This window comes from Lutibacter citreus (genome assembly GCF_003260195.1).
Lineage (GTDB): Bacteria > Bacteroidota > Bacteroidia > Flavobacteriales > Flavobacteriaceae > Lutibacter > Lutibacter citreus.
Genome location: NZ_QEIH01000016.1, coordinates 1 through 20,389, shown reverse-complemented (window position 1 = coordinate 20,389; position 20,389 = coordinate 1). Strand labels below are relative to the sequence as shown.

General features: G+C 27.1%; 21 protein-coding genes. 13 read left to right on the top strand and 8 right to left on the bottom strand.

The annotated features are described in order from the left end of the window. Positions 1 to 419: 419 nt before the first annotated feature. From DAD81_RS20175 to DAD81_RS20155, 7 genes are all read right to left on the bottom strand, one after another. Positions 420 to 914, bottom strand: a complete 495-nt coding sequence (locus DAD81_RS20175) for a hypothetical protein (RefSeq protein ID WP_111710216.1) — start codon at positions 912 to 914, stop codon at positions 420 to 422. A 143-nt stretch (positions 915 to 1,057) separates the two neighbouring features. Continuing rightward, the gene (locus DAD81_RS20170) at positions 1,058 to 1,546 is read right to left on the bottom strand and encodes an Hsp20/alpha crystallin family protein (RefSeq protein WP_111710213.1); all 489 of its coding nucleotides are present in this window, start codon (positions 1,544 to 1,546) and stop codon (positions 1,058 to 1,060) included. 356 nt (positions 1,547 to 1,902) lie between these two features. Beyond that, positions 1,903 to 2,100, bottom strand: a complete 198-nt coding sequence (locus tag DAD81_RS21110) for a carbohydrate kinase family protein (protein WP_245949382.1) — start codon at positions 2,098 to 2,100, stop codon at positions 1,903 to 1,905. Beyond that, the gene (locus tag DAD81_RS21105) at positions 2,087 to 2,389 is read right to left on the bottom strand and encodes a hypothetical protein (RefSeq protein WP_245949380.1); all 303 of its coding nucleotides are present in this window, start codon (positions 2,387 to 2,389) and stop codon (positions 2,087 to 2,089) included. Before DAD81_RS21105 ends, DAD81_RS21110 begins: the two co-directional genes overlap by 14 nt. A gap of 161 nt (positions 2,390 to 2,550) precedes the next feature. Beyond that, on the bottom strand, positions 2,551 to 2,673 hold the full coding sequence (locus DAD81_RS21175) for a hypothetical protein (RefSeq protein ID WP_262511288.1): 123 nt from the start codon (positions 2,671 to 2,673) through the stop codon (positions 2,551 to 2,553). Between the two features lie 40 nt (positions 2,674 to 2,713). Further along, positions 2,714 to 3,988, bottom strand: coding sequence for a glycosyltransferase (locus DAD81_RS20160; RefSeq protein ID WP_111710211.1), 1,275 nt, complete (start codon positions 3,986 to 3,988; stop codon positions 2,714 to 2,716). A 4-nt stretch (positions 3,989 to 3,992) separates the two neighbouring features. Further along, positions 3,993 to 6,086, bottom strand: a complete 2,094-nt coding sequence (locus DAD81_RS20155; RefSeq protein ID WP_111710209.1) for an HAD-IIB family hydrolase — start codon at positions 6,084 to 6,086, stop codon at positions 3,993 to 3,995. A 514-nt stretch (positions 6,087 to 6,600) separates the two neighbouring features. Between DAD81_RS20155 and DAD81_RS20150 the strand changes: the two genes are divergently transcribed. From DAD81_RS20150 to DAD81_RS20140, 3 genes are all read left to right on the top strand, one after another. Beyond that, a complete protein-coding gene (locus tag DAD81_RS20150; RefSeq protein ID WP_111710207.1) occupies positions 6,601 to 7,524 on the top strand; it encodes a WD40 repeat domain-containing protein in 924 nt (307 codons plus the stop codon). Between the two features lie 254 nt (positions 7,525 to 7,778). Further along, positions 7,779 to 8,693: a glutaminase gene (locus tag DAD81_RS20145; protein WP_111710205.1), complete on the top strand. Its 915-nt coding sequence runs from the start codon at positions 7,779 to 7,781 to the stop codon at positions 8,691 to 8,693. 159 nt (positions 8,694 to 8,852) lie between these two features. Continuing rightward, complete coding sequence (locus DAD81_RS20140; RefSeq protein ID WP_111710203.1) at positions 8,853 to 9,227, top strand: hypothetical protein; 375 nt, start codon at positions 8,853 to 8,855, stop codon at positions 9,225 to 9,227. Positions 9,228 to 9,295: 68 nt separating this feature from the next. On the opposite strand, the gene DAD81_RS20135 is transcribed toward DAD81_RS20140, so the two are convergent. Beyond that, entirely contained in the window at positions 9,296 to 10,084 is a 789-nt protein-coding gene (locus DAD81_RS20135; protein ID WP_111710201.1) for a transglutaminase-like domain-containing protein, read from the bottom strand. A 434-nt stretch (positions 10,085 to 10,518) separates the two neighbouring features. On the opposite strand from DAD81_RS20135, the gene DAD81_RS20130 reads away from it, so the two are divergent. The 10 genes from DAD81_RS20130 to DAD81_RS20085 all read left to right on the top strand — a co-directional run bounded on the left by DAD81_RS20130 (position 10,519) and on the right by DAD81_RS20085 (position 20,268). Next, positions 10,519 to 11,838 (top strand): serine hydrolase domain-containing protein, encoded by a 1,320-nt coding sequence (locus tag DAD81_RS20130; RefSeq protein ID WP_111710199.1) that lies wholly within the window; start codon positions 10,519 to 10,521, stop codon positions 11,836 to 11,838. 274 nt (positions 11,839 to 12,112) lie between these two features. Further along, positions 12,113 to 12,805, top strand: a complete 693-nt coding sequence (locus tag DAD81_RS20125) for a hypothetical protein (RefSeq protein WP_111710197.1) — start codon at positions 12,113 to 12,115, stop codon at positions 12,803 to 12,805. A gap of 339 nt (positions 12,806 to 13,144) precedes the next feature. After that, positions 13,145 to 13,717, top strand: a complete 573-nt coding sequence (locus tag DAD81_RS20120) for an RNA polymerase sigma factor (RefSeq protein ID WP_111710195.1) — start codon at positions 13,145 to 13,147, stop codon at positions 13,715 to 13,717. A gap of 48 nt (positions 13,718 to 13,765) precedes the next feature. Further along, on the top strand, positions 13,766 to 14,206 hold the full coding sequence (locus tag DAD81_RS20115; RefSeq protein ID WP_111710194.1) for a hypothetical protein: 441 nt from the start codon (positions 13,766 to 13,768) through the stop codon (positions 14,204 to 14,206). Positions 14,207 to 14,212: 6 nt separating this feature from the next. Next, a complete protein-coding gene (locus tag DAD81_RS20110) occupies positions 14,213 to 14,725 on the top strand; it encodes a Spy/CpxP family protein refolding chaperone (protein WP_111710192.1) in 513 nt (170 codons plus the stop codon). Between the two features lie 26 nt (positions 14,726 to 14,751). Continuing rightward, complete coding sequence (locus DAD81_RS20105) at positions 14,752 to 15,633, top strand: EF-hand domain-containing protein (RefSeq protein WP_111710190.1); 882 nt, start codon at positions 14,752 to 14,754, stop codon at positions 15,631 to 15,633. A 56-nt stretch (positions 15,634 to 15,689) separates the two neighbouring features. Then, a complete protein-coding gene (locus DAD81_RS20100; protein WP_111710188.1) occupies positions 15,690 to 16,478 on the top strand; it encodes a hypothetical protein in 789 nt (262 codons plus the stop codon). Between the two features lie 219 nt (positions 16,479 to 16,697). Continuing rightward, positions 16,698 to 17,630, top strand: a complete 933-nt coding sequence (locus tag DAD81_RS20095; RefSeq protein WP_111710186.1) for an alpha/beta hydrolase — start codon at positions 16,698 to 16,700, stop codon at positions 17,628 to 17,630. A gap of 96 nt (positions 17,631 to 17,726) precedes the next feature. Beyond that, positions 17,727 to 18,245 carry a M23 family metallopeptidase gene (locus DAD81_RS20090; RefSeq protein ID WP_179950086.1) on the top strand — a complete coding sequence of 173 codons (519 nt, stop codon included), beginning with the start codon at positions 17,727 to 17,729 and terminating at the stop codon, positions 18,243 to 18,245. A gap of 247 nt (positions 18,246 to 18,492) precedes the next feature. Then, on the top strand, positions 18,493 to 20,268 hold the full coding sequence (locus DAD81_RS20085; RefSeq protein WP_111710184.1) for a DUF4209 domain-containing protein: 1,776 nt from the start codon (positions 18,493 to 18,495) through the stop codon (positions 20,266 to 20,268). The last annotated feature ends 121 nt before the right edge of the window (positions 20,269 to 20,389 follow it).

The window sequence follows — 20,389 nt, the reverse complement described above, 5'->3', positions numbered from 1 at the left end:
GATGAGTAATTTTAAATCGAAACCTACTTTTTTATACGTTTTTTTTCGGCTGGGTTGTTTTTGTTCTTTCATCTTTATTTGTAATAAGTTGTCTAATTTTTAGTCAACCTATTTCAGGAAAGTACATCTCTCTAAATCACTCAATCATTAGAAAAACAAGAAATAAACAACAACTAAAAAAGATTAAAAAAAAACAGAAAATTAAACACAAAAACCTTTTTAAAATAGCTCTATTTCTTGTTTTGTCTCTTTATACCTCAAATTTTAATAAAAAAAATACGAGTCCCTATATTGTTTATAAAATGCAATGTTTTAATACAATTAATAAAGAGAGCCTGTTTTTATTTAAATTGGCTCTCTTCTGTTTAGAGTTGTTTATACCTAAGTTTTTATATAATTGTCTGAAATTTCCGCCCACCTTATATACCTTTTTTTTCTTCAGATTTGTTAAATTCTGATTGATATTTTTCTAAAAATTTCTTTTGTCTCTCAATCATTTGTTCTCGCATTTTATCAATCTCCATAAAGTCTTTTCCAAAACTGCTTCCAAAAAAATCGTCATTAAAAAAATGCTTGCTAAATAGTGAATCTTGAGAAAAAACATCTCCAGGTACTTTATTTTCAAACTGATCAAAATTTGTAAAAAATCTTGATTTAAAAGATTGCAGCAAACTATCTTTATCCATAGATGACAAATTATCAAACTTAGTATTAGAAGACCAAGAATAAATACTATCAAATCTTATTAAATTCCCATTTTCATCAAATTCTTTATCAACTTTCCAAGTTCCCTTAGGTTCTTCAACTACACTATTTTTATTTTTTTCTGGTTCTTCTTTTATTGTGTCATTTTTTTGTCCTTTACAACTAACACATAATAAAGTTAACATTAGTAATAAAATATATTTTTTCATAATTTTAAATTTAAAGTTAAACATCTTTTAAAATCACCATTATGACATAGCTATATCATATAAATAATTAAAATATATTGTTAATATTGAGACTGATAAATCAGTCTCAATATTAACATTTAAATAAAAATTTAGTGATACAATTATGAAATTTTAATACTTCTAGCTGGTTTTTGCTTAGCTTCCTCTTTTTTAGGTAAAAGAACACTTAAAATACCATCTTTATAGTTTGCATTAATCATTTCATCATTTACACTTTCTGGTAAATTAAAAGTTCTTTTGAATGAAGAATAACCAAACTCTCTACGCGTATAATTTCCTTCTTTTTGTTCATTTTCTTCCTTTGTTTCTGTAGAAATAGATAATACTTGATTGTCTATATCAAGATGAAAATCTGACTTTTTCATTCCTGGAACAGCTACTTCTAAAATAAAAGCTTCTGCCGTTTCTTTAATATTAACTTTTGGTAAAGTAATACCTGTATTAAAATTTGAAGAAAATACCGATGGTAATTCTATATTAAAAACATCATCTAACCAACTAGACAAAGTTGGGAAGTTTGCATTTGAATTTGTGTGTGTGTTTGTGTTTGCTAAACTTCCGTTTTTAGGAACATTTACTAAATTGCTCATAATTACAAAATTTTAAATTAAACAATATTTCAAATTTGAAATTTTTACGAATTCATATTGTTTTCAACAAATAAAATACCAAAACGGATAAAATGGATTATTAAATAATTATTTCCTTCTAGAATGTGTAATTTTGTCATAATTATGAATAATTGTCAGATTTAAATTAGGTGAATTTTTAAAATTTCAGATAAGAAATAAACGAAATAACAAAGGAATTTCTACAACTCATTTACATTTTGTAGTTTCCAATTGTAGTATGCTAAATTCTACTTTTCATAAAAAATTAATAAGCCTTTACAAGCAACTAAAAACCGCTATTTCTTTTTCTGTTATAATAAGTTTACTCCTTTATTTTAAGTAACTAATGCTCCTACTGCAAAATCAATTGCTTTTTGTGGTTTTTCTCCATTAATTAATTTAGTAGTTAATGAAGCTAAAAAAGAATCTCCAGAACCAATGGTATCAACCACTTTAATTTTATAACCACTATTATAAAATAGTTGATTTTTATATAATAAAACAGCACCATGCTTACCTTTAGTAACACAAATATGTGCTGTTTTTGTTTTCTGTGATATGAAGTATGTTTTGTTCTAAATTATGAAAAGGAGAACCTAAAAAAGCACTTATTATATACAATTCATCGTCATTAAATTTAATAAAATTGGCTTGCTGCATTAAATCAATAAGTATTTCTTTTGTATAAAAAGGAGCTCTTAAATTAACTTCAATAATAGCATATTTCTCAAACTTTAAAAGTTGATATAATGTATTTTCAGAAACAGAATCTCTCGTTATTAAACTACCAAAAGCATCAGCTTGTTTTACTAACTTTACCAATTCTTCTGTTAATGGAATTTCACCCCAGGCTTTTGGATGTAAAATTTCATAAGTAGCGGCTCCTTTCTCGTTTAATGTTACTGTAACTTTACCTGTTTTATAATTTTATAAAACCTCAACAGCTTTAGAATTTATTTGTAAATCATTTATTTATTGTAAAATTAATTTACCAATTCATAAATACCAACAGCACTTATCATGGCAACTTCATTTTTAAAAGATTTTAAACGAACTGCTGCATTTAAAGGTGCTCCTCCTAATTTTTTTATGAAAAGAATAAACATCCCATAAAGCCTCAACAAAACATACAATATTAGATATATTTTAATAAATATTAGATTCCATAGTTTGCTGATTTATAGAACTATTAAAAATACTTAACATTCTCTTTGCAATACCCGTCCAACCAAAATTACGACGTGCAAAACGTGCTCCTTCAACCGACATTTCGTTTCTTAATTTTGGATATAAAAGAGGCATTGCCATCATAGCACCAAACTCTTTTGGTCTGTGTGGATCTGCAAATAAACTTTGATTTCCAAAATCAATTAAATCACACAAACCACCATGAACCGTTATTACACTTGGCGTTCCACAAGCCATTGCTTCAATAGCAACCATCCCAAAGGGTTCATATCTAGAAGGCATTACAAAAATACTTGCAGATCTGTATACATTTGCCAAGTCTTCATCAGCAATGTAATTTTTCCACTTTATTTTATCCATTATTCCTATTTCTTTAGCTAATTCTTTTAATTTTTCTATTCCATCTCTATCTTGCTGAGAATCGCCACCAATAGCAGCTACTAATCTTGCTTCCGGACATAATTCAAAAACAGTTGGTAATGCATTTATTAATAAATCATAACCTTTATTATGCGCCATTCTCCCTAATACTAAAATATCTGTTGGTTTGATATCATATTTTAAACGGATTTTGTCATTTTCTTTAGATGGTACAGGATAAAATCTATTTTCATCAATACCTGGAGGAATCATACTACAGTTTTTTGTTAATACATCATACTGTTGTACTAATAAATCTACTTGCGGGAGTGTGGTTGCAATAACAAAATTACACATTTGATACACAAAATATTCTTTTCTAATTCGTTCTTTAAATCTATAGGTTTTTTCCATTTCTTTTTCATCCATATCACTTCCCATAGAATGTTGTTTCCACCAACCTAATGAATGAGGTGTATGCACATGACAAATACCTAACTCTTCTGCAATTTTTTGACCTGCCCAACCTGCATCCCAATAATGAGAATAGACAACATCATATTTCTTATTTTCTTTTTTAATAGCAGCTAAAGTATTTGTTACAAACTTTTTTAGATGATCATGCATGTCTTCTTTTCTAATGAATTTTTTCCCTCCAAAAGGAATCCTCCAAACACTAAAATTCTCATCTACATGATCATATTCTGGTTGATCTTCAAACTGCCGTGTAACTAAATCTACACGTTTACCTAATCTACTAAACCTATCTGCTAATTCTAACACATATACAACTTGACCTCCTGTATCTGGTTTTCCTAATTCTGCATGTGCACCTACATAGCCATGTAAAGAGATCATTAATATTGATTTCATATTTCTAGTTTTTAGTTTTAATTATTTTTAAATCGTGACAGGCTGAGATATATTGAGCAGCAGACCAAGCTTGATAAGCTTTCCCCATAGGTTTTCCTGTAGTTCCATGTGCCCATTCTGTAAATTCCCATTCTTCTGTAATTCCTTCTTTATTAATAAGTGCTAGTTTATGTAACTCAGCAATTGCAACGTCTTTAAACCCCAATTTATTTACAAATTTCACCCAAAATCCGCCAACAAAAGGCCAAATACCACCATTGTGATAATGGTTTGGTAAATTGAGGAGATTTACGGTATAATAAGGTTTCCAATCTGGATCTCCAGGGCTTACAACTGGATATACATTTGCAACAGGAAAAGGATCATTTACACCAACACCTAGCATAAATTTGAAGGTTTGATGTGCTTTTTCAGCATCTATTGTCCCATGTAAAAAGGCTAAAATATTCCCTAAAACATCACAACGCCAGCTAAAATCGAAAGGAGTTGTTTGCGCAATTAAATAAGAAGTATCTCCTAATGTAAATTGTTTTTCAGCGAAAGAAACCGATTGAAATAATTTTTGCTGGGTGGAAGGCCAAAAATTTTGAACAATCTCCTTTTTAATTACTTGAGACCATCTAATATATTCTCCTGCATCTTCATGATTCCCTAACATCTCTAACATTCGTCCAAAACAAACATTAGATCTATACCATAAAATTTCATCATATAAAATATTGTAACTTCTACCAAATAAATCGGTCCAATCTCCAGCTTCAGGAATTTCTAAAAGTGCATCATTATTACTATCATGTGCACCTAGCCATCTCATAGTTTCTTTAATATCACCAATATACTTTCTTAAAAATTGAATATCTTTTGTTACGTTAACATATTCATAAAATGCAATTACTACCCAAATACCACTATCTATTGAACAGATACCACCAACTCCTGAATAATCTGGCTCATTATTTTTTAACCTTACATTTGCAGGTATTTGGCCATTTCTAGAAATATTTTCTAATAATGTTATTAATGTCTGCCTTTGGCATTGATGAATTTCAGGATCATCTATTAAAGAAAGAGAACCAATTACAGTAATTGCACCATCTCTAGCCCAAACACTATGATAATTTTCATCTGTACCATTTGGAATGTTATCTTTTATAGAACATGCCGAAAAACCAAGTGGCGTAATATTTTTCTTTAGTGCTTCAATAGCTTTTAAATATCCTTCTTGAATTAGCACTATTTTTTCATCAGTATCTTCAAGAGCAATATTATCTAACTCTTTTTTTATAAAAAAATCATCTGAATGATCCTTCACTATATCCTCAATTGCAATTTCAGGTAAAATTCCATAAAAAATCAAGCCTTCAATAATACCATCTCCTTTTTCATTTTCTGTATGATAAACTTTTTTATGTTTTGTATATTTATACAATTCTTCATGTGCATTTGACACAACAATTCCCGAAACATCTTTCAAATCGAACATTGCCGAATCATTACCACTATCACCTGCTACTAAAACCTGATTTTCTTTTAAATTTAATCTTCTTAATAACCATCTTAAAGCATTTCCTTTATTTGCCCATTTTGGTAAAATATCTAAAAACTTATTGCCAGAATACACTACGTTTACATCCATATTTGCATTTGCAAAATCTTGAGCAATATCTTCTATCAATTCATTACTTGCATCATGAAAAAAATAACTTCTCTTATATGAGTGTTGAAATTTACTAGGTTGATCACTTATAGGGTGCTCTATTTTATGAACTATATTTTCTACAGATTCTAAATTCCAACCATCATCTAAAACATCATTAAACTCTTTTTCTACAGAATTGTCACAATAATTATAAATATGTGTACCAACACCAGAAATAATATAGTCTGGCTTTGGTAAAACGCCTTTGTCTATTAAATTTAAAACGTCATCTATTAAACGTCCGGTATTATAAGTTAAAACTACATTGTTCTGATTCTTATATTTTTCCCATACTTTTTTAAAGTTACTATTATATGTATGAAAATCTATTAATGTATTGTCTATATCAAATGATAATAATTCTATTTCATTCTCTTTTTTTATGCTTTGTAAGGTCATTTTAATATTTTTTTTAAGGAGAAAGTTATTATTAGATGTTAACTTAATCAAAAAATAAGGAGTACCCAAAACTTAGCAACGATATGGCTATTTGTTGTCTAATTTTTATGATTGTCATAATTATGGCTATAGAAAAACACTAAATAGAGAATGAATTTTTTTATTAGAATTTTTTATCTATTAAAAAAACTGGTTTCTTGTGATTTATACTTTGTAAAATTAAAGAATCAGATTTAAGCTTTATAGTCTTACTTCATTCATTGCTATTTTCACAACAAGAAACTTTGAAAATCAACAATTTTCATAAGTATTATACCACCTAAAACAGACTTGTTCCCTTTATATTAATTCCCTTCTTTCTTAAGCCAAAAATGGCTAAATTTGACACATACATTAACTATAGTTAATTCCAGCTTAGGTACCTAAAAAATAAACTTAAAGCTTCAAACTATGTATAGCAAGACCTTTCTTGTAAATTAGACCAAGAACACCGATATAAAAAACTTTTAAATAAATGAAAATTGGGGTAAAGAAAATAGCGACACTCACAGGGCACGATGAATCTATATACACTTTAGATAAGGGAACAGATGAACATCTTATTTTTTCTGGTGGTGGAGATAAGATAATTGCGCAATGGAGTTTAAAAAATTTTCAAGATAAAAAATTTGTAGCTAGTTTTCCTTCGGTTTTATACTCTATTTGTTACATTCCTGAAAAAGAATTATTATTGGGAGGAACTTCAAATGGTAATGTTCATATATTAGATTTAAAAAAGAATAAAATAATAAAAATTCTAAAAAACCATACTTCTCTAGTTTTTAATATTAAGTATTCTATTCAAACAAATTGTATTTATAGTGTTGGTGGAGATGGTAATTTTGTAATTTATACACTTGATACTTTTGCTTTATTAAAGGTTAAAAAACTTTGTAATGAAAAAGTCCGAGATATTGATTTTAATTATAAAACTTCTGAAATAGCTGTTGCTTCAGGAGATTGCAATATTCGTATTTTTGACTTAAAAACATTGCAAGAAAAAAAGATTTTTATTGCCCATAAAATTTCATCAAATGTTGTACGCTACAGTCCTAATGGGAAATTTCTTTTAACGGGAGGTAGAGATGCTAACTTAAACATCTGGCAAGTTGAAAATTATGAATTAATAAAATCTATTTCTGCTCATGATTGGGCAATTTACGATATTGCATACAGCCCAAATTCTAACTTATTTGCAACGGCTAGTCGTGATAAAACAATAAAAATTTGGGATTCGAAAACATTTCAATTATTAGAAGTGATTAACAAAGAAAAATTTGACGGACACCTATATTCTGTAAATAAATTAATTTGGAGCTACTATAATAATTATTTGATTTCTGCAGGAGATGATAGAGCTATTATAATATGGGAAATAAATATAAATAAGATTTCATAAACTAAATTACAATTACTAAAAGTTAAACCAACCACAAAATAATTTTTAAGTGTAATGAAGGTTTATAACGGAAACCTACCTAATATATACAATGTTTAAAACATGCACGAATTCTTAAAATTGATTGATTAATTTAATTATTGTCCAATATTCTTTCTGTACATTTATCCAGATTTTAAGTACTAAAATTATCACGGATTTATTGCTATTAAATCATAACCCTAAACAGCTGTATACCATACAGGCAAGCTATTATGAATTATGAAGAAATAATTAAGGATATATACACAAATGTTGAACTTATTGATAATAAAGGAAATTTACCTTCATATATTCCTGAATTAGCGAATGTAAATTATAAAAATTTTGGAGTTTACATTTCAACAATAAATCATTTAAATTATGGGATTGGAAATTATACTGATAAGTTTTCAATACAGAGTATTGCAAAAGTCCTTTCACTTAGTTTAGCATATAGTATTCTTGGTGAAGATATTTGGAAAAGAGTTGATGTTGAACCTTCTGGAAATCCATTTAATTCACTTGTTCAACTTGAGGCTGACAATGGTATCCCTAGAAATCCTTTTATAAATGCCGGGGCAATTGTAGTTTCAGATATTCTTATTAGTAATTTAGAAAATCCTAAAGAAGACTTTCTGAAGTTTGTTAGAAGTATTTCAAACGATTCAAAAATAAATTATTCCACAGTAATATCAACATCAGAAAAAAATGTGGGTTTTCGAAATATCGCATTATGTAATTTTATAAAATCATTTGGAAATATTGAAAATAAACCTTCCGAGGTTCTTGATTTCTATTTTAATCTCTGTTCACTTGAAATGAATTGCAAACAACTTTCAAAACTATTCTTATTCCTAGCAAACGATGGATGCAGTTTATTTGGAAACAAACAAATTCTTACCCAGAGTCAATCAAAAAGAATAAATGCTTTAATGCAAACTTGTGGATTTTATGACGAGTCTGGGGAATTTGCATTTAAGGTTGGCCTTCCTGGTAAGAGTGGTGTTGGAGGTGGAATTGTAGCGGTGCACCCAAAACAATATACCATTGTAGTTTGGAGTCCTCCATTAAATGCTAAAGGAAATTCTTATAAAGGAATGAAATTTCTTGAAGAATTTACAACAAAAACAAAACTCTCAATATTTTAAAAAGATTCGTTTACAATTTATAGTTTTTAAATAATAAAAAATTCTAAAAGGTATAAATTAAACAAGGTAAAAACATTGTTTAAAAAATAATTTAAATTACTATTTTAATATATATTTGCTAATTAAAAAGTTGTAATTAACATTTTTAATATTTTATAAATGACTGAAAAATTTGAATATAGCTTTAATAATTCACTAGGTATATTATTTAAAACATATTATGGTCCTATAACAATTAATGATATAGAATCTTCTTGGGAATATGCGTTTGAAAAAGGTTTAATACCAAAAGAAAAGAAAGGGTTTATTTTAGATTATAGAAAATCAAATTTTAATATTAAAATTAAAGAACATAATTCAATAGTTAATTTTTATAAGAAACATATTGATATCTTCGGAAATTATAAAATTGCTATAATTACTGAAAAACCTAAAGATATTGTGATTCCTATGCTTGTTGAGTATCAAGATAATGGTTATAGTTCTAAACCATTTAGTACAGTTGAAGCTGCTATAATATGGATTTTAAATTAATCATATAGTACATACTATAAAGATTACAATTATATTTAGTATTAATTTTAAATCTAATTATCACTTCCTTAATTTTTAATTTGCTCTACTGTAATTTTCTGTTGTATTGAGTGAACTACAGGTCCAAATTGATTAAAAATAGCAACATCAGCGGCATCAAGCCCATAGCCAATGGTTACATATCCACCTTTTTGTCCTATTTGGGTTGCATCAAAAGTGTACCAACGTCCTCCAACATAGGCTTCAAACCAAGCGTGCATATCCATAGGTTGTAATTTGTGTAAATACCCAACTACCATACGAGCAGGAATACTTAAACTACGGCATAATGCAATTCCCAAATGCGACAAATCTCTACAAACCCCAGAGCGTTTACTATTTACTTCCGTGGCAGAAATAGGATAAGCACTACTACCGGGAATATAGCTTATGGTATTACGCAACCATTCCTCTATTGCAAACACTTGTTTATATCCTGGTAATTTATCTTTAGTAATAGTATTTGCTAAATCATTAAAACGGTCAGACTCACAATATCTACTTGGTAGTAAATAACAAAGTACATCATTTGGTAAATTCTTAATTTCCACAAAAGGAGCATCAAAGTCTACATCAACAAAATTAGAGGTTTTCACGTCTGAACTAGTACGAATAGAAAAATTACCTACTGGAGCTACAAAACGCTGGCATAAGTTGCCATAATTATCCGTAAATTCAATGATTGGTATATCTGGTAATATTTTAAATTCATCGCGTTCAACCCATTGTTCTGCGCCACTGCGAGGACGTAACATTAAAATAAAAGGTGTTGCTCTTTCTATATCTAAAGCCAAATTACAACTAACACGTAACCACATAAAAAATAATTATTAAAAGGAATTGTTGTTACCAAAATTGGCAATTATTAAATGTAACTGATTAATTGTGGAAAAGTGTTAATTTATATTTATTAATTACACCCTAAATTTACTAATGCTATAATAATAAACCCTAAAACTAATAATTATAAAAAGCTTTATAACTCTAACATATTTTTGCATCCTTTATTGTCGTATTAATAATAACAGTTAGGTTACTAATATTTGTTATATTAGGGTTCAATCAATAAAAAAACCAGCTATGTTTTACACCTCATAACACGCTAACAAACAATTAGATATAAATTTTTACTTAATAAAAAAAATATATTTACTTATTTATATAAAAACTGTAAGTTTACAAAACAAACAACTATTGCAAAAAGATAGATTGAAAAATTAGATGTTTTCAACTCTAAAATATATTCACTGAAATGAGAAAAAAAGCATTAATTATTATCTTAACATTTTTAACTATACAAGTTAGTTTTGCTCAAACTCTTGATACTTTAAAACTAAATGACTATTTCAAATCTTTAGAATTGAACAATAAATTTATGGGAAGCGTTTCTTTACTAAAAAATGGAGAAATAATTTATAATAAACAAATTGGTTATGCTGACATTGAGACGAAAAAAAAACCAAATTACAATACAAAATATAGAATTGGTTCTATTTCTAAAACTTTTACGGCTGTATTAATTTTTATGGCAGTTGAAGAAGGTAAAATAGATTTAGAACAAACCATAAAAAACTATTTTCCAACAATTAAAAATAGTAATACTATTACAATTAGTAATTTATTAAATCATAGAAGTGGAATTCACAATTTCACTAACAATAAAGAATATTTTGAGTATAATACAGAAGCAAAAAATGAACAAGAAATGCTCTCTATAATTTCAAAATTTGATAGCGACTTTAAACCAAATTCAAAATCTGAATACAGCAATTCCAATTATGTTCTTTTATCTTATATACTTCAAAAAACATACAATAAGACTTTTGCCGAAATTTTAAAAGAAAAAATTACAAATCCTATTGGGTTAAAAAACACATTTTTTGGGCGCAAAATCCAGTTAGAAAAAAATGAATCCTATTCATACATTTTTAAAGAAAAATGGATAAAACAAACTGAAACAGATATGTCAATCCCATTAGGCGCTGGCGGAATAGTTTCAACTCCAAATGACTTATTACAATTTGCTGATGCTCTTTTTAATTATAAAATAATTTCTAAAACTAGCTTAACTAAAATGGAAACGCTTGAGGATAATTACGGAATGGGATTATTTAAAATTCCTTTTTATGATAAATCTAGTTATGGTCACACTGGAGGAATTGATGGTTTTAGCTCTGTCTTTGGATATTTTCCTATTGAAAAATCTGGTTTAGCTTTAACCTCAAATGGTACAAATTATGCTAATAATGAAATATCTATTGTGTTATTGAGTGCTCTTTTTAATAAACCTTTTAAAATCCCAACATTTAAAACCTACGCCATAAAACCACAAGATTTAGATAAATATTTAGGCATCTATTCAAGCTCTAACTTTCCTTTAAAAATAACTATTACTAAAACAGAAAATGTTTTAATAGCGCAAGCAACGGGTCAATCTAAATTTAGTTTAGATCCAACTGAAAAAGATATATTTAAATTTGAACAAGCCGGAATAATTTTAGAATTCGACACTAAAAATAATCAAATGACGTTAAAACAAGGTGGTGGAATTTTTAAACTTAAAAAAGAATAACTGTTACTAAAACCACCTATTAAAAACACCTCTTCTGCCCTATTTTAATAGCTGCATTTATTTACTAAGCCACAAATAAAATTTTTCACTTATAAAAAAACGATAAATATAAATTTAGCTAAACAATTAATATTAAATAAAAAGTGATTAATACCTTTAGATTATTCAAAAAAATTAGATTATACTTACCTTTGCATTAAAAACAATTATTCTATGTTATAAAATTTAACAAGTTAAAATTAGTTTAACCCCAAACTATTATCAAACTAAAAACATGAAATTTAACAAAAAACATTTCCCCTTATTAATATGTTTTTTAAACATTTTTTACATCTCCTTTGCTCAAGAATTTAAAGCAATTAATAATAAAGGAACAATAATAAATGTAAGAAATAATACTGTTATAACTTCAAATACAGCACCTACAAACGCACTAGAGGGTGATGTTTGGATAGATAATACCATTCCTGAAAATTTAGTTACATATATAAAGGATACTACTAAATGGAATATTATTGAATCACACGAAAGTAAAACTGTTATTTTAAATTCCTCTACTCAAAAATCTTTAATAGCCGCCTCCAACACTTTCTATACTTTACCTTTAACCACCTCAAACGTTCAAACAATTAATTCAAATTACTTTGAAGTCTCTAACAGTGGCCCGGGAAGTTCAATTAAAATTTTAAAAGACGGAAATTATTTAATATCAGGTGAAATTTCCGTAACAAATATGCCTTCTGGTGGCACTAAATTTATTTTAGGAGTTATGTTAAATAGTGATTCTGCCAGAATAGGATACTTATCTAGAGGTTTTGCTTCTTTACCTAGTAAAGATTATTGGGGAACAACGGGAACATTAATGTATAAATTAAAAGCTGGAAGTGTTATAAAAATACGATATGTTTTAAATGGAAGTGGAACTATTAATTCTGATTTTTTAAATATTGGAATAACTAAAATCTAAGTTCAAAATATTAAGGATAATACATTCACTCACTTAACTGATTTTTATAATATTACTTAATAATTCTTATTGCTTTACACACTTTAAAAGCACCAAAATCATTCCTTTTTTACCTATATTTGAATTGAATTATGCAATAGACAAAATTTAAAAATATTATTACATAATTCAATAGAATTAAAAGTTTTTAAATTGAAAATTATACTGCCTAAACCTTTAAATTTGAGCATAATAATTAAAATTATATATTTTATTATTTATAAGTTTAAAAAAAAAAGATTCAACTCAAAAGTTTCTAATTTTATTTGTGTCTAACTTATATAAATGATGCAACAATAAATGAAAGATGAAGAATTAATTTCAGGAATAATAGATGGAAACCAACTGTATTTCAAGATTTTAGTTGATAAATACCAGTCTCTTGTTTTAAATACTTGCTTTCATTTTACGCATAATAAAAACGATGCGGAAGATATTACACAAGAAGTATTTATTAAAGTATATGAATCTATAAAAAATTTCAATTATCAATCAAAATTATCAACTTGGTTGTACAGAATAGCTGTAAACAAATCCCTAAATTATATTAGAGACAATAAAAAAAGAAATATTTTTAAAAGTATTGAAAACTTATTTAATAAAAACACTAAATATGAGCAACAAATAGAAGAGTCAACTTCAATAATAGATGAAGAATCTGACCCTATTAAAATACAAAGGCTAAATATATTAAGAGATTCAATACAATTACTTCCCGAAAATCAAAAAACAGCTTTTATCCTTCATAAATATGAAGAGATTTCTTATCAAGAAATAGCCGTAATTATGAATGTTTCATTGGCTTCAGTAGAAGGTCTTATTCATAGAGCTAAAATAAATGTTCAAAAAAATATTTTAAAAAAAATAAAATAAAGCAAAAGTTTATTCAATAAACGGTGTCAAATAAGTAAAAGCAACACAATGAAAACTCAATTATCAAATAATACATTATTGAAATTCTTTAACAAAGAACTTTCCTTTGAAGAAATGACACGTGTTGGCAGTATTATAAATAATTCAGATAAATACAAGAGCATAATAAATGAGTTAAAAGTGACATACAGTTTAACTAATGAAAAGGAAAAATTAGAAGACAATCCATATTTACATATGGAAATTATGAATAAAATTACTGAAAATAAAAGTCCAAAAAGTAGTTATAACTCATACTTTGTACAAAGACTTTTTCAACCAATTATGGCAATATCTTTAATTTTAATAACACTATATACGGGTTATAATATTGGCAATATAAACAACGAAACTAATAATGAATTTTCTGCTTTTAGTAACAAGTCAGAGATTTATTTCAATGATTTACAACTTGAAAAATTTGAAACCATTTTATTAATAAAAGAATAAAAATAAATGGAAAGAAACACCAAAATATTAACAGGAATAATAGTGCTTTTAATACTACTTAACCTTACAATAGTAGGAACTATTTTATATAATAAAAGAGGGGGTACAAATTATACGGCACAAGATAACAAGCAACTAGTAATGCCTACCAATCACTTAGGTCGTTATTTTAGAGATGCATTAAATCTCTCAAATAAACAACATAGAGCATTTCAGGATATAAGGCATCAGTATCACGAAAATTCTGATATCATTATTGAAAAAATGGATAAGAATAGAAATGATTTATTAACAGAGTTAGGTAAAGAAAAATCAGACACTATAACATTAAATAAATTATCACAAGATTTAGGTTCTCTGCATACTGAATTAAAGAATTTAACCATTCAATATTACCTTAATATGAAAGAAATTTGTAATGAAAAGCAAAAGGTGAAATTATTTCAAACCTTTAAAGCAATGGTTAATTCAAGCGATATTATTTCAATGCCAGAAGAAAAAAATTATAAAAACAATTAGAAAAAATCATTTAAATAGATAATAAAATGAAAACAACAAAAATTATCACATTAGCATCCTTAATAACAATAATGTTATTTAGTTTCAATTCTTATTCACAAGGTGGTAGAATGGCTAAAGGAATGCAAAACAGAGGAACTTTTAAAACTTTTGATCTTGACGGAAATGGACAAATTACAGCTTCAGAATTTGAAAAAGTAAGAGCGCAAAGACAAGCTCAGAATGCTAAAAAAGGTGGTATGATGCGAAATAAAGCAAATGCGCCTTCGTTTGAAAGTATTGATTTAAATAATGACAATGTAATATCACCTACAGAATTTACAAAAAATCAATCAAATAGATTTAATAACAGATCTAATTCAAAAAACGGACAAGGAATGAGAGGAATGGGAGCAACTAAAGGAAGAATGCAAAACATGGCTTCTTTTGAAACTTTTGACCTTAATAATGACGCGTTTATTTCTGCTTCAGAATTTAAAGATGTAAGAGCGCAAAGACAAACTGAAAATGCTAAAAAAGGTGGTATGATGAGAAACAAAGCCACTTCACCATCTTTTGAAACTATTGATTTAAATAGTGACGGTAAACTATCTAAAGACGAATTTGCAGAAAACCAAGCAAATCTGATTAATAGCAGATCAAATACACAAAACAGACAAGGAATGACTGGTAGAATGCAAAACAGAGCTTCTTTTGATACTTTTGATCTTGATGGAAACGGACAAATTACAGCGTCAGAATTTGAAAAAGTAAGAGAAGAAAGACAAACTCAAAGTGCTAAAAAGGGTGGTATGCTGTTAAACAGCGCCAGTGCTCCATCATTTAAAAGTATTGATTTGGATTCTAACGGTGTAATTTCACCTTCAGAATTTGCAAAAAATCAAGCAAATAGATTTAAAAATAAATAATTATTAATATCAGGTGCTTTTAAAGGCGCCTGATATTTTTTACATATAAAAATAACATGGGAGATTTAATAAAAATAGTATCAATTGCGATAATAGTAAGTGCATTTATTACTTCGTGTAATAATACCAAAACAAAAAAAACAAAAGATATTGCAATGTCCCAACAAGACCTTAAAAACACCAAAGGTTATAAACTTTTGGAAAGTAAGTGCTATATCTGCCATTTTGAAGTACCCGACCCTGCCAAAATGAACCAAATGATTGCACCTCCAATGCTGCGTGTTAAAGATCATTATTTACCAAATTATCAAAATAAAGAAGACTTTATAAAAGCAATTACCAATATTGTAAATAACCCATCTGAAGTAAATACTTTAATGCCTGGGGCTATTAAAAAATTTAACGTAATGCCTAAATTAATTTACAATCAAGATGAGTTAAAATTAATTGCTGAAACCATTTATAAATACGATTTTGGTGCTGCTCCAAAAATGAAAATGTTAATGATGGGAGAATTGCAATTAAATAATGGAAATAGATGGAAATTAAAATCTGAAACTATTAAAAAATTGGATAGCATCACAAACAGTTTATACACCTTTAAATCTAATGAAATTAAGGAGTATAACCAATTTGGAAAAGACTTATTTGAACAAGCTAAATTTATAATGTTAGATAAATCTTACACAGGTGATAAATTTGACCAAATACATAATTTTTTCAATGGTGTAGAAAATGATATGCATTCATTAATTGAAGAAAAATCAATTGAAAATGCTAAAACTTTAGTTGAAAATATGAAAACAAAATTTAATAACGTTTACAATTTCTTTGAAGAAGAATAAACCTAGTAAATGTTATTTTTTACGCTTTTTATTAAACCACTTTATTTAATACTTTGTAAACTTAAATCGTTTAAAATTTATGCTTACTTTTAAAGTAGAAAATGAATAATAAATATTCTAGCAATGGATTTATGACTAGCAACAAATTAATTTTTTTCAGGCGCATAAATCTAATATCAAATTGTTGATGGTAATTTTAAACAGATAATTAACTTAAGAATGAATTTACAGCAAGATTATACAACTGAAACCATTAAACTTACTCCTGATTATGAAGGTGAAGTTACCGCTACACTCATTTCTTCAAACCTTAATTTAGGAAATAGAGCGAGTGTTTTGTATATACATGGTTATGTTGACTATTTTTTTCATCCACATTTAGGAGAAAAATTTAATGAAAATAATTTTGACTTTTACGCCATAGATCTGCGCAAATATGGCCGTTCACTTTTAAAACATCAACATCCTAATTATTGTAAAAATATTGAAGAATATTTTGAAGAAATATCAATTGCTATTCAAAAGATTCATAAAACAAGCAGCCAAATTTACTTATTAGGTCACTCAACAGGAGGCTTAATAACAAGTAGTTATATGAATTCTGGTAAGGAAAGAAATCTTATTAATGGTTTAATTTTAAATTCTCCTTTTTTCGATTTCAATCAAACTAAAATAGAAAAGTTTTTCACTTTTTTTGTTGCCAAAATTCTTTCAAAGATTTCAACTTACTCAAAAATTAAAGGTATTTTATCTCCAGTATATGCACAAAGCCTTCATAAAGACTTTTATGGCGAATGGGATTTTAACCTTAATTGGAAACCTATAGAAGGTTTTCCAATTTACTTTAAATGGGTAACTGCAATTAGAAAAGCTCAAAAGAAATTAAAACAATCAAACATTAAAGTTCCAATTTTAATATTACATTCTTCAGATTCTATAAAACTCTCTACATTTTCTGAAGAAGCAATGTTAAAAGACACCGTATTAAACGTTGAAGATATTAAAAGAATAGGTGTAAAACTAGGTGATAATATTACTATGTTAAGTATTAAAAATGGTCTTCATGATATATTCTTATCTCAAAAAGAAGTGAGAGAAGTAGCTTTTGATCAAATGTTTTCTTGGCTTTCAAAAATTAAACTTAATAAGTAATAAAAACATTAATAACTTATAGTTTAATTTGGTTTTTATTAGGAAACACTCAATTTTTAAACTAAATATTTCAGGTTAATACATCATAAAAAATCATTGAGAAAAAGAACAAAAATACTACTTGTAATAATTACCATAATTGCTATTGGATTTATTTTACCACAGAATTTTAAAATGCCTGTTGAAAACGCAACAATAAATGATTTTAATAAAGATTCTTTTTGGTATTACCCTTGGGGAAAATCAGTAACTCACAAAGGTGTGGATATTTTTGCTAAAGACGGAACAAAAATAAAATCTTCAGTAAGTGGATTGGTTTTGTATTCTGGCAACATACCAATTGGAGGTGAAATTTCTATAATTTTAGGCCCTAAGTGGAGAATTCATTATTACGCTCATATGAAAGAAAATATGACCTCTACCCTATCTTTTGTAACCCAAAATACCATAATAGGAAAAGTTGGCACCAGTGGAAACGCAAAAGGAAAAGCGCCTCATTTACACTATTCTATTTTAACTATAATCCCTTATTTTCATAAATATGACAGTGAAAGTAAACAAGGTTGGAAAAAAATATTTTACTTAAACCCTATTGATTATTTAACAAATAATTAAATTAAGGCGAGCTATAATTTTTATTACAGCCTCTTTTTGTGTTTGCTAATTTCTGGCTTTAACTATTCTTGTAAATATTGTGATAAATAACTGACCGTAATTAAATTTATTTTATAATTTTGAGTGAACAAAAATTGCAACACTCAATTTAATATTAAAAAATGTTTTTTATCCCGTAAATTTTATGGGATAATTGATCATTTTATTAATATATAACACGTTAGCTGCAAGTCGATAACAAAAAAATATGAGTGAAAAACCACAACAAATTATTGAATTTTATAATTCACTCGAAAACTTAAAACATCTGAATATTTGGAATATTCAAAAAGAACTTGAAACAACTGATAAAATTGAGGGAGATTGGAAAGATAAAGTAATAATTGAAAGAAAGGTTCTTAACTACAATTTGAATAATGGCAGACTAATTTTCAATTCTCAAATCACAGGAAAAAATGGAGAATTACTAAAAGTAGATTACAAAATTGAGGAATTTGACTATTTGGAAAAAAGAATATCAGAAACTTCAAATACTTGGTTAAAATCAAGATATTCTCACATTTTATGGCAAGAATCAAAACATAATAAATACGCATTAATTGCAATTAACAATTATATTTCAACTATTAATAAAATAATTGCAGAAGAAGCCAGAGAACTACCAATTCTATTATCTGCAATTCTTTATATAGCAAAAAAAACAAAATCGGGAATTAAGCCTTCAAAGGAAGCTGCTATTTCATTATTAAATAATTTACCAAATTGGTTTAAGAATAGTATTTTAACTGTAATTCTAGAGAATAATATTTTAGAAACAAAAGAGCTTCAAGAAATTGCTGAAAGTATTCCTAAATGGATTGAAAATGAAAATCCAACTTCATATTTTCATAATAAATATAGTTTAGAAACAGCTTTAAAACTTTATAATAAACTTCAAAAACCAACGAATGTAATTTATAATTTACTTGCCAAGAATGAAGATTTAATTTTAGAACAACATCAAGATGATAAAGATTTCGTTAAAATTACAACACTAGGAACAAAAGCAAGATATTTAAGAAAAGCTGGAGAAAAAGAAGAATGTGAACGTGCATTAATAGAATATAATAGACTAAAACAAAAAGTAAAACTTGGAAAAGTAAGCGTAACATTGGATGATGAAAAAACTGAATTATTTAATGATTTTTTAAATGCAAAATCAGAAATCATTCTTAAACTTCCAACAGAATCAATACTTGCTTTTTTTTCAGTCAACGAAGAATTATTAGTTGACCCAATTGATAATGAAAAGATATCTAATAATTCAATAAAAGAATCTATTCATCATCTCTTTAATACTAGTTCATTTGATATCAATACAAATTTCAAAAATCTAAATGAGGATGAAAAACTAAAAAATGAAATTATAAAAAACTATATTATTTCACACAATATAAAAGTATATAGTCTTTTTCTAAAGGTCTTCATTGATGGAATAATTTCAGGTAAATTAAATTACTATAAGATTTACTCATATTTAGAAGAACACACTTGGTTTGGACTAAAATTTAAGAGAACAATAGCAGAAAATGAATTGGATAAAAATGTGAGCTGGTTAACAATGTTAGCACCAGGTATTCACAATTTATTTTCACAATTCGAACTATCTGTTCTAAACAATACGAATAAAATAAACAATTTCATTTTAAGTATCGATTCATTAACACTAAAATTTGAAGGTGCTTTAAGGGATTTCATTAGACTTTCAAGTGGAAATACAACCACCGAAAAAAAAGGAAATCTTCAAGAACAATTACTTGAGGAATTGTTGGATAATTCGACAACTAGAAAATATTTTTCTGACAGAGATATAGAATTATTTAAATTCACATTTACGAAAAATGGTAAGAACTTAAGAAACAATGTTGCTCATTCATTTATGGAGTTTTCCGATTATAGTTTACAAGTAGCTAGTTTAGTTTTCTTCTGTTTTCTACGATTAGGAAAATATACATTTGATGAGAAAAAACCTGCAGCTAGTTGAGTAAGTAAGGGGGATTTCACCCCAAACTTCTCACAGAACCGTACGTGAACCTCTCAATTCATACGGCTCTTATTATGCAGTCAATAGTTAGGTTAACTGATAACCTAACGCCCAATGATAA

What these genes read in the sequence shown, in the direction of transcription:
- DAD81_RS20160 (WP_111710211.1), bottom strand. Translation starts at nt 3,988, where the DNA reads ATGAAATCAATATTAATGATCTCTTTACATGGCTATGTAGGTGCACAT.
- DAD81_RS21175 (WP_262511288.1), bottom strand. Translation starts at nt 2,673, where the DNA reads ATGTTTATTCTTTTCATAAAAAAATTAGGAGGAGCACCTTTAAATGCA.
- DAD81_RS20135 (WP_111710201.1), bottom strand. Translation starts at nt 10,084, where the DNA reads ATGTGGTTACGTGTTAGTTGTAATTTGGCTTTAGATATAGAAAGAGCA.
- DAD81_RS20100 (WP_111710188.1), top strand. Translation starts at nt 15,690, where the DNA reads ATGGGAGATTTAATAAAAATAGTATCAATTGCGATAATAGTAAGTGCA.
- DAD81_RS20105 (WP_111710190.1), top strand. Translation starts at nt 14,752, where the DNA reads ATGAAAACAACAAAAATTATCACATTAGCATCCTTAATAACAATAATG.
- DAD81_RS20150 (WP_111710207.1), top strand. Translation starts at nt 6,601, where the DNA reads ATGAAAATTGGGGTAAAGAAAATAGCGACACTCACAGGGCACGATGAA.
- DAD81_RS20120 (WP_111710195.1), top strand. Translation starts at nt 13,145, where the DNA reads ATGAAAGATGAAGAATTAATTTCAGGAATAATAGATGGAAACCAACTG.
- DAD81_RS20170 (WP_111710213.1), bottom strand. Translation starts at nt 1,546, where the DNA reads ATGAGCAATTTAGTAAATGTTCCTAAAAACGGAAGTTTAGCAAACACA.
- DAD81_RS20175 (WP_111710216.1), bottom strand. Translation starts at nt 914, where the DNA reads ATGAAAAAATATATTTTATTACTAATGTTAACTTTATTATGTGTTAGT.
- DAD81_RS20145 (WP_111710205.1), top strand. Translation starts at nt 7,779, where the DNA reads ATGAATTATGAAGAAATAATTAAGGATATATACACAAATGTTGAACTT.
- DAD81_RS20085 (WP_111710184.1), top strand. Translation starts at nt 18,493, where the DNA reads ATGAGTGAAAAACCACAACAAATTATTGAATTTTATAATTCACTCGAA.
- DAD81_RS20155 (WP_111710209.1), bottom strand. Translation starts at nt 6,086, where the DNA reads ATGACCTTACAAAGCATAAAAAAAGAGAATGAAATAGAATTATTATCA.
- DAD81_RS20130 (WP_111710199.1), top strand. Translation starts at nt 10,519, where the DNA reads ATGAGAAAAAAAGCATTAATTATTATCTTAACATTTTTAACTATACAA.
- DAD81_RS20110 (WP_111710192.1), top strand. Translation starts at nt 14,213, where the DNA reads ATGGAAAGAAACACCAAAATATTAACAGGAATAATAGTGCTTTTAATA.
- DAD81_RS20140 (WP_111710203.1), top strand. Translation starts at nt 8,853, where the DNA reads ATGACTGAAAAATTTGAATATAGCTTTAATAATTCACTAGGTATATTA.
- DAD81_RS20125 (WP_111710197.1), top strand. Translation starts at nt 12,113, where the DNA reads ATGAAATTTAACAAAAAACATTTCCCCTTATTAATATGTTTTTTAAAC.
- DAD81_RS20095 (WP_111710186.1), top strand. Translation starts at nt 16,698, where the DNA reads ATGAATTTACAGCAAGATTATACAACTGAAACCATTAAACTTACTCCT.
- DAD81_RS20115 (WP_111710194.1), top strand. Translation starts at nt 13,766, where the DNA reads ATGAAAACTCAATTATCAAATAATACATTATTGAAATTCTTTAACAAA.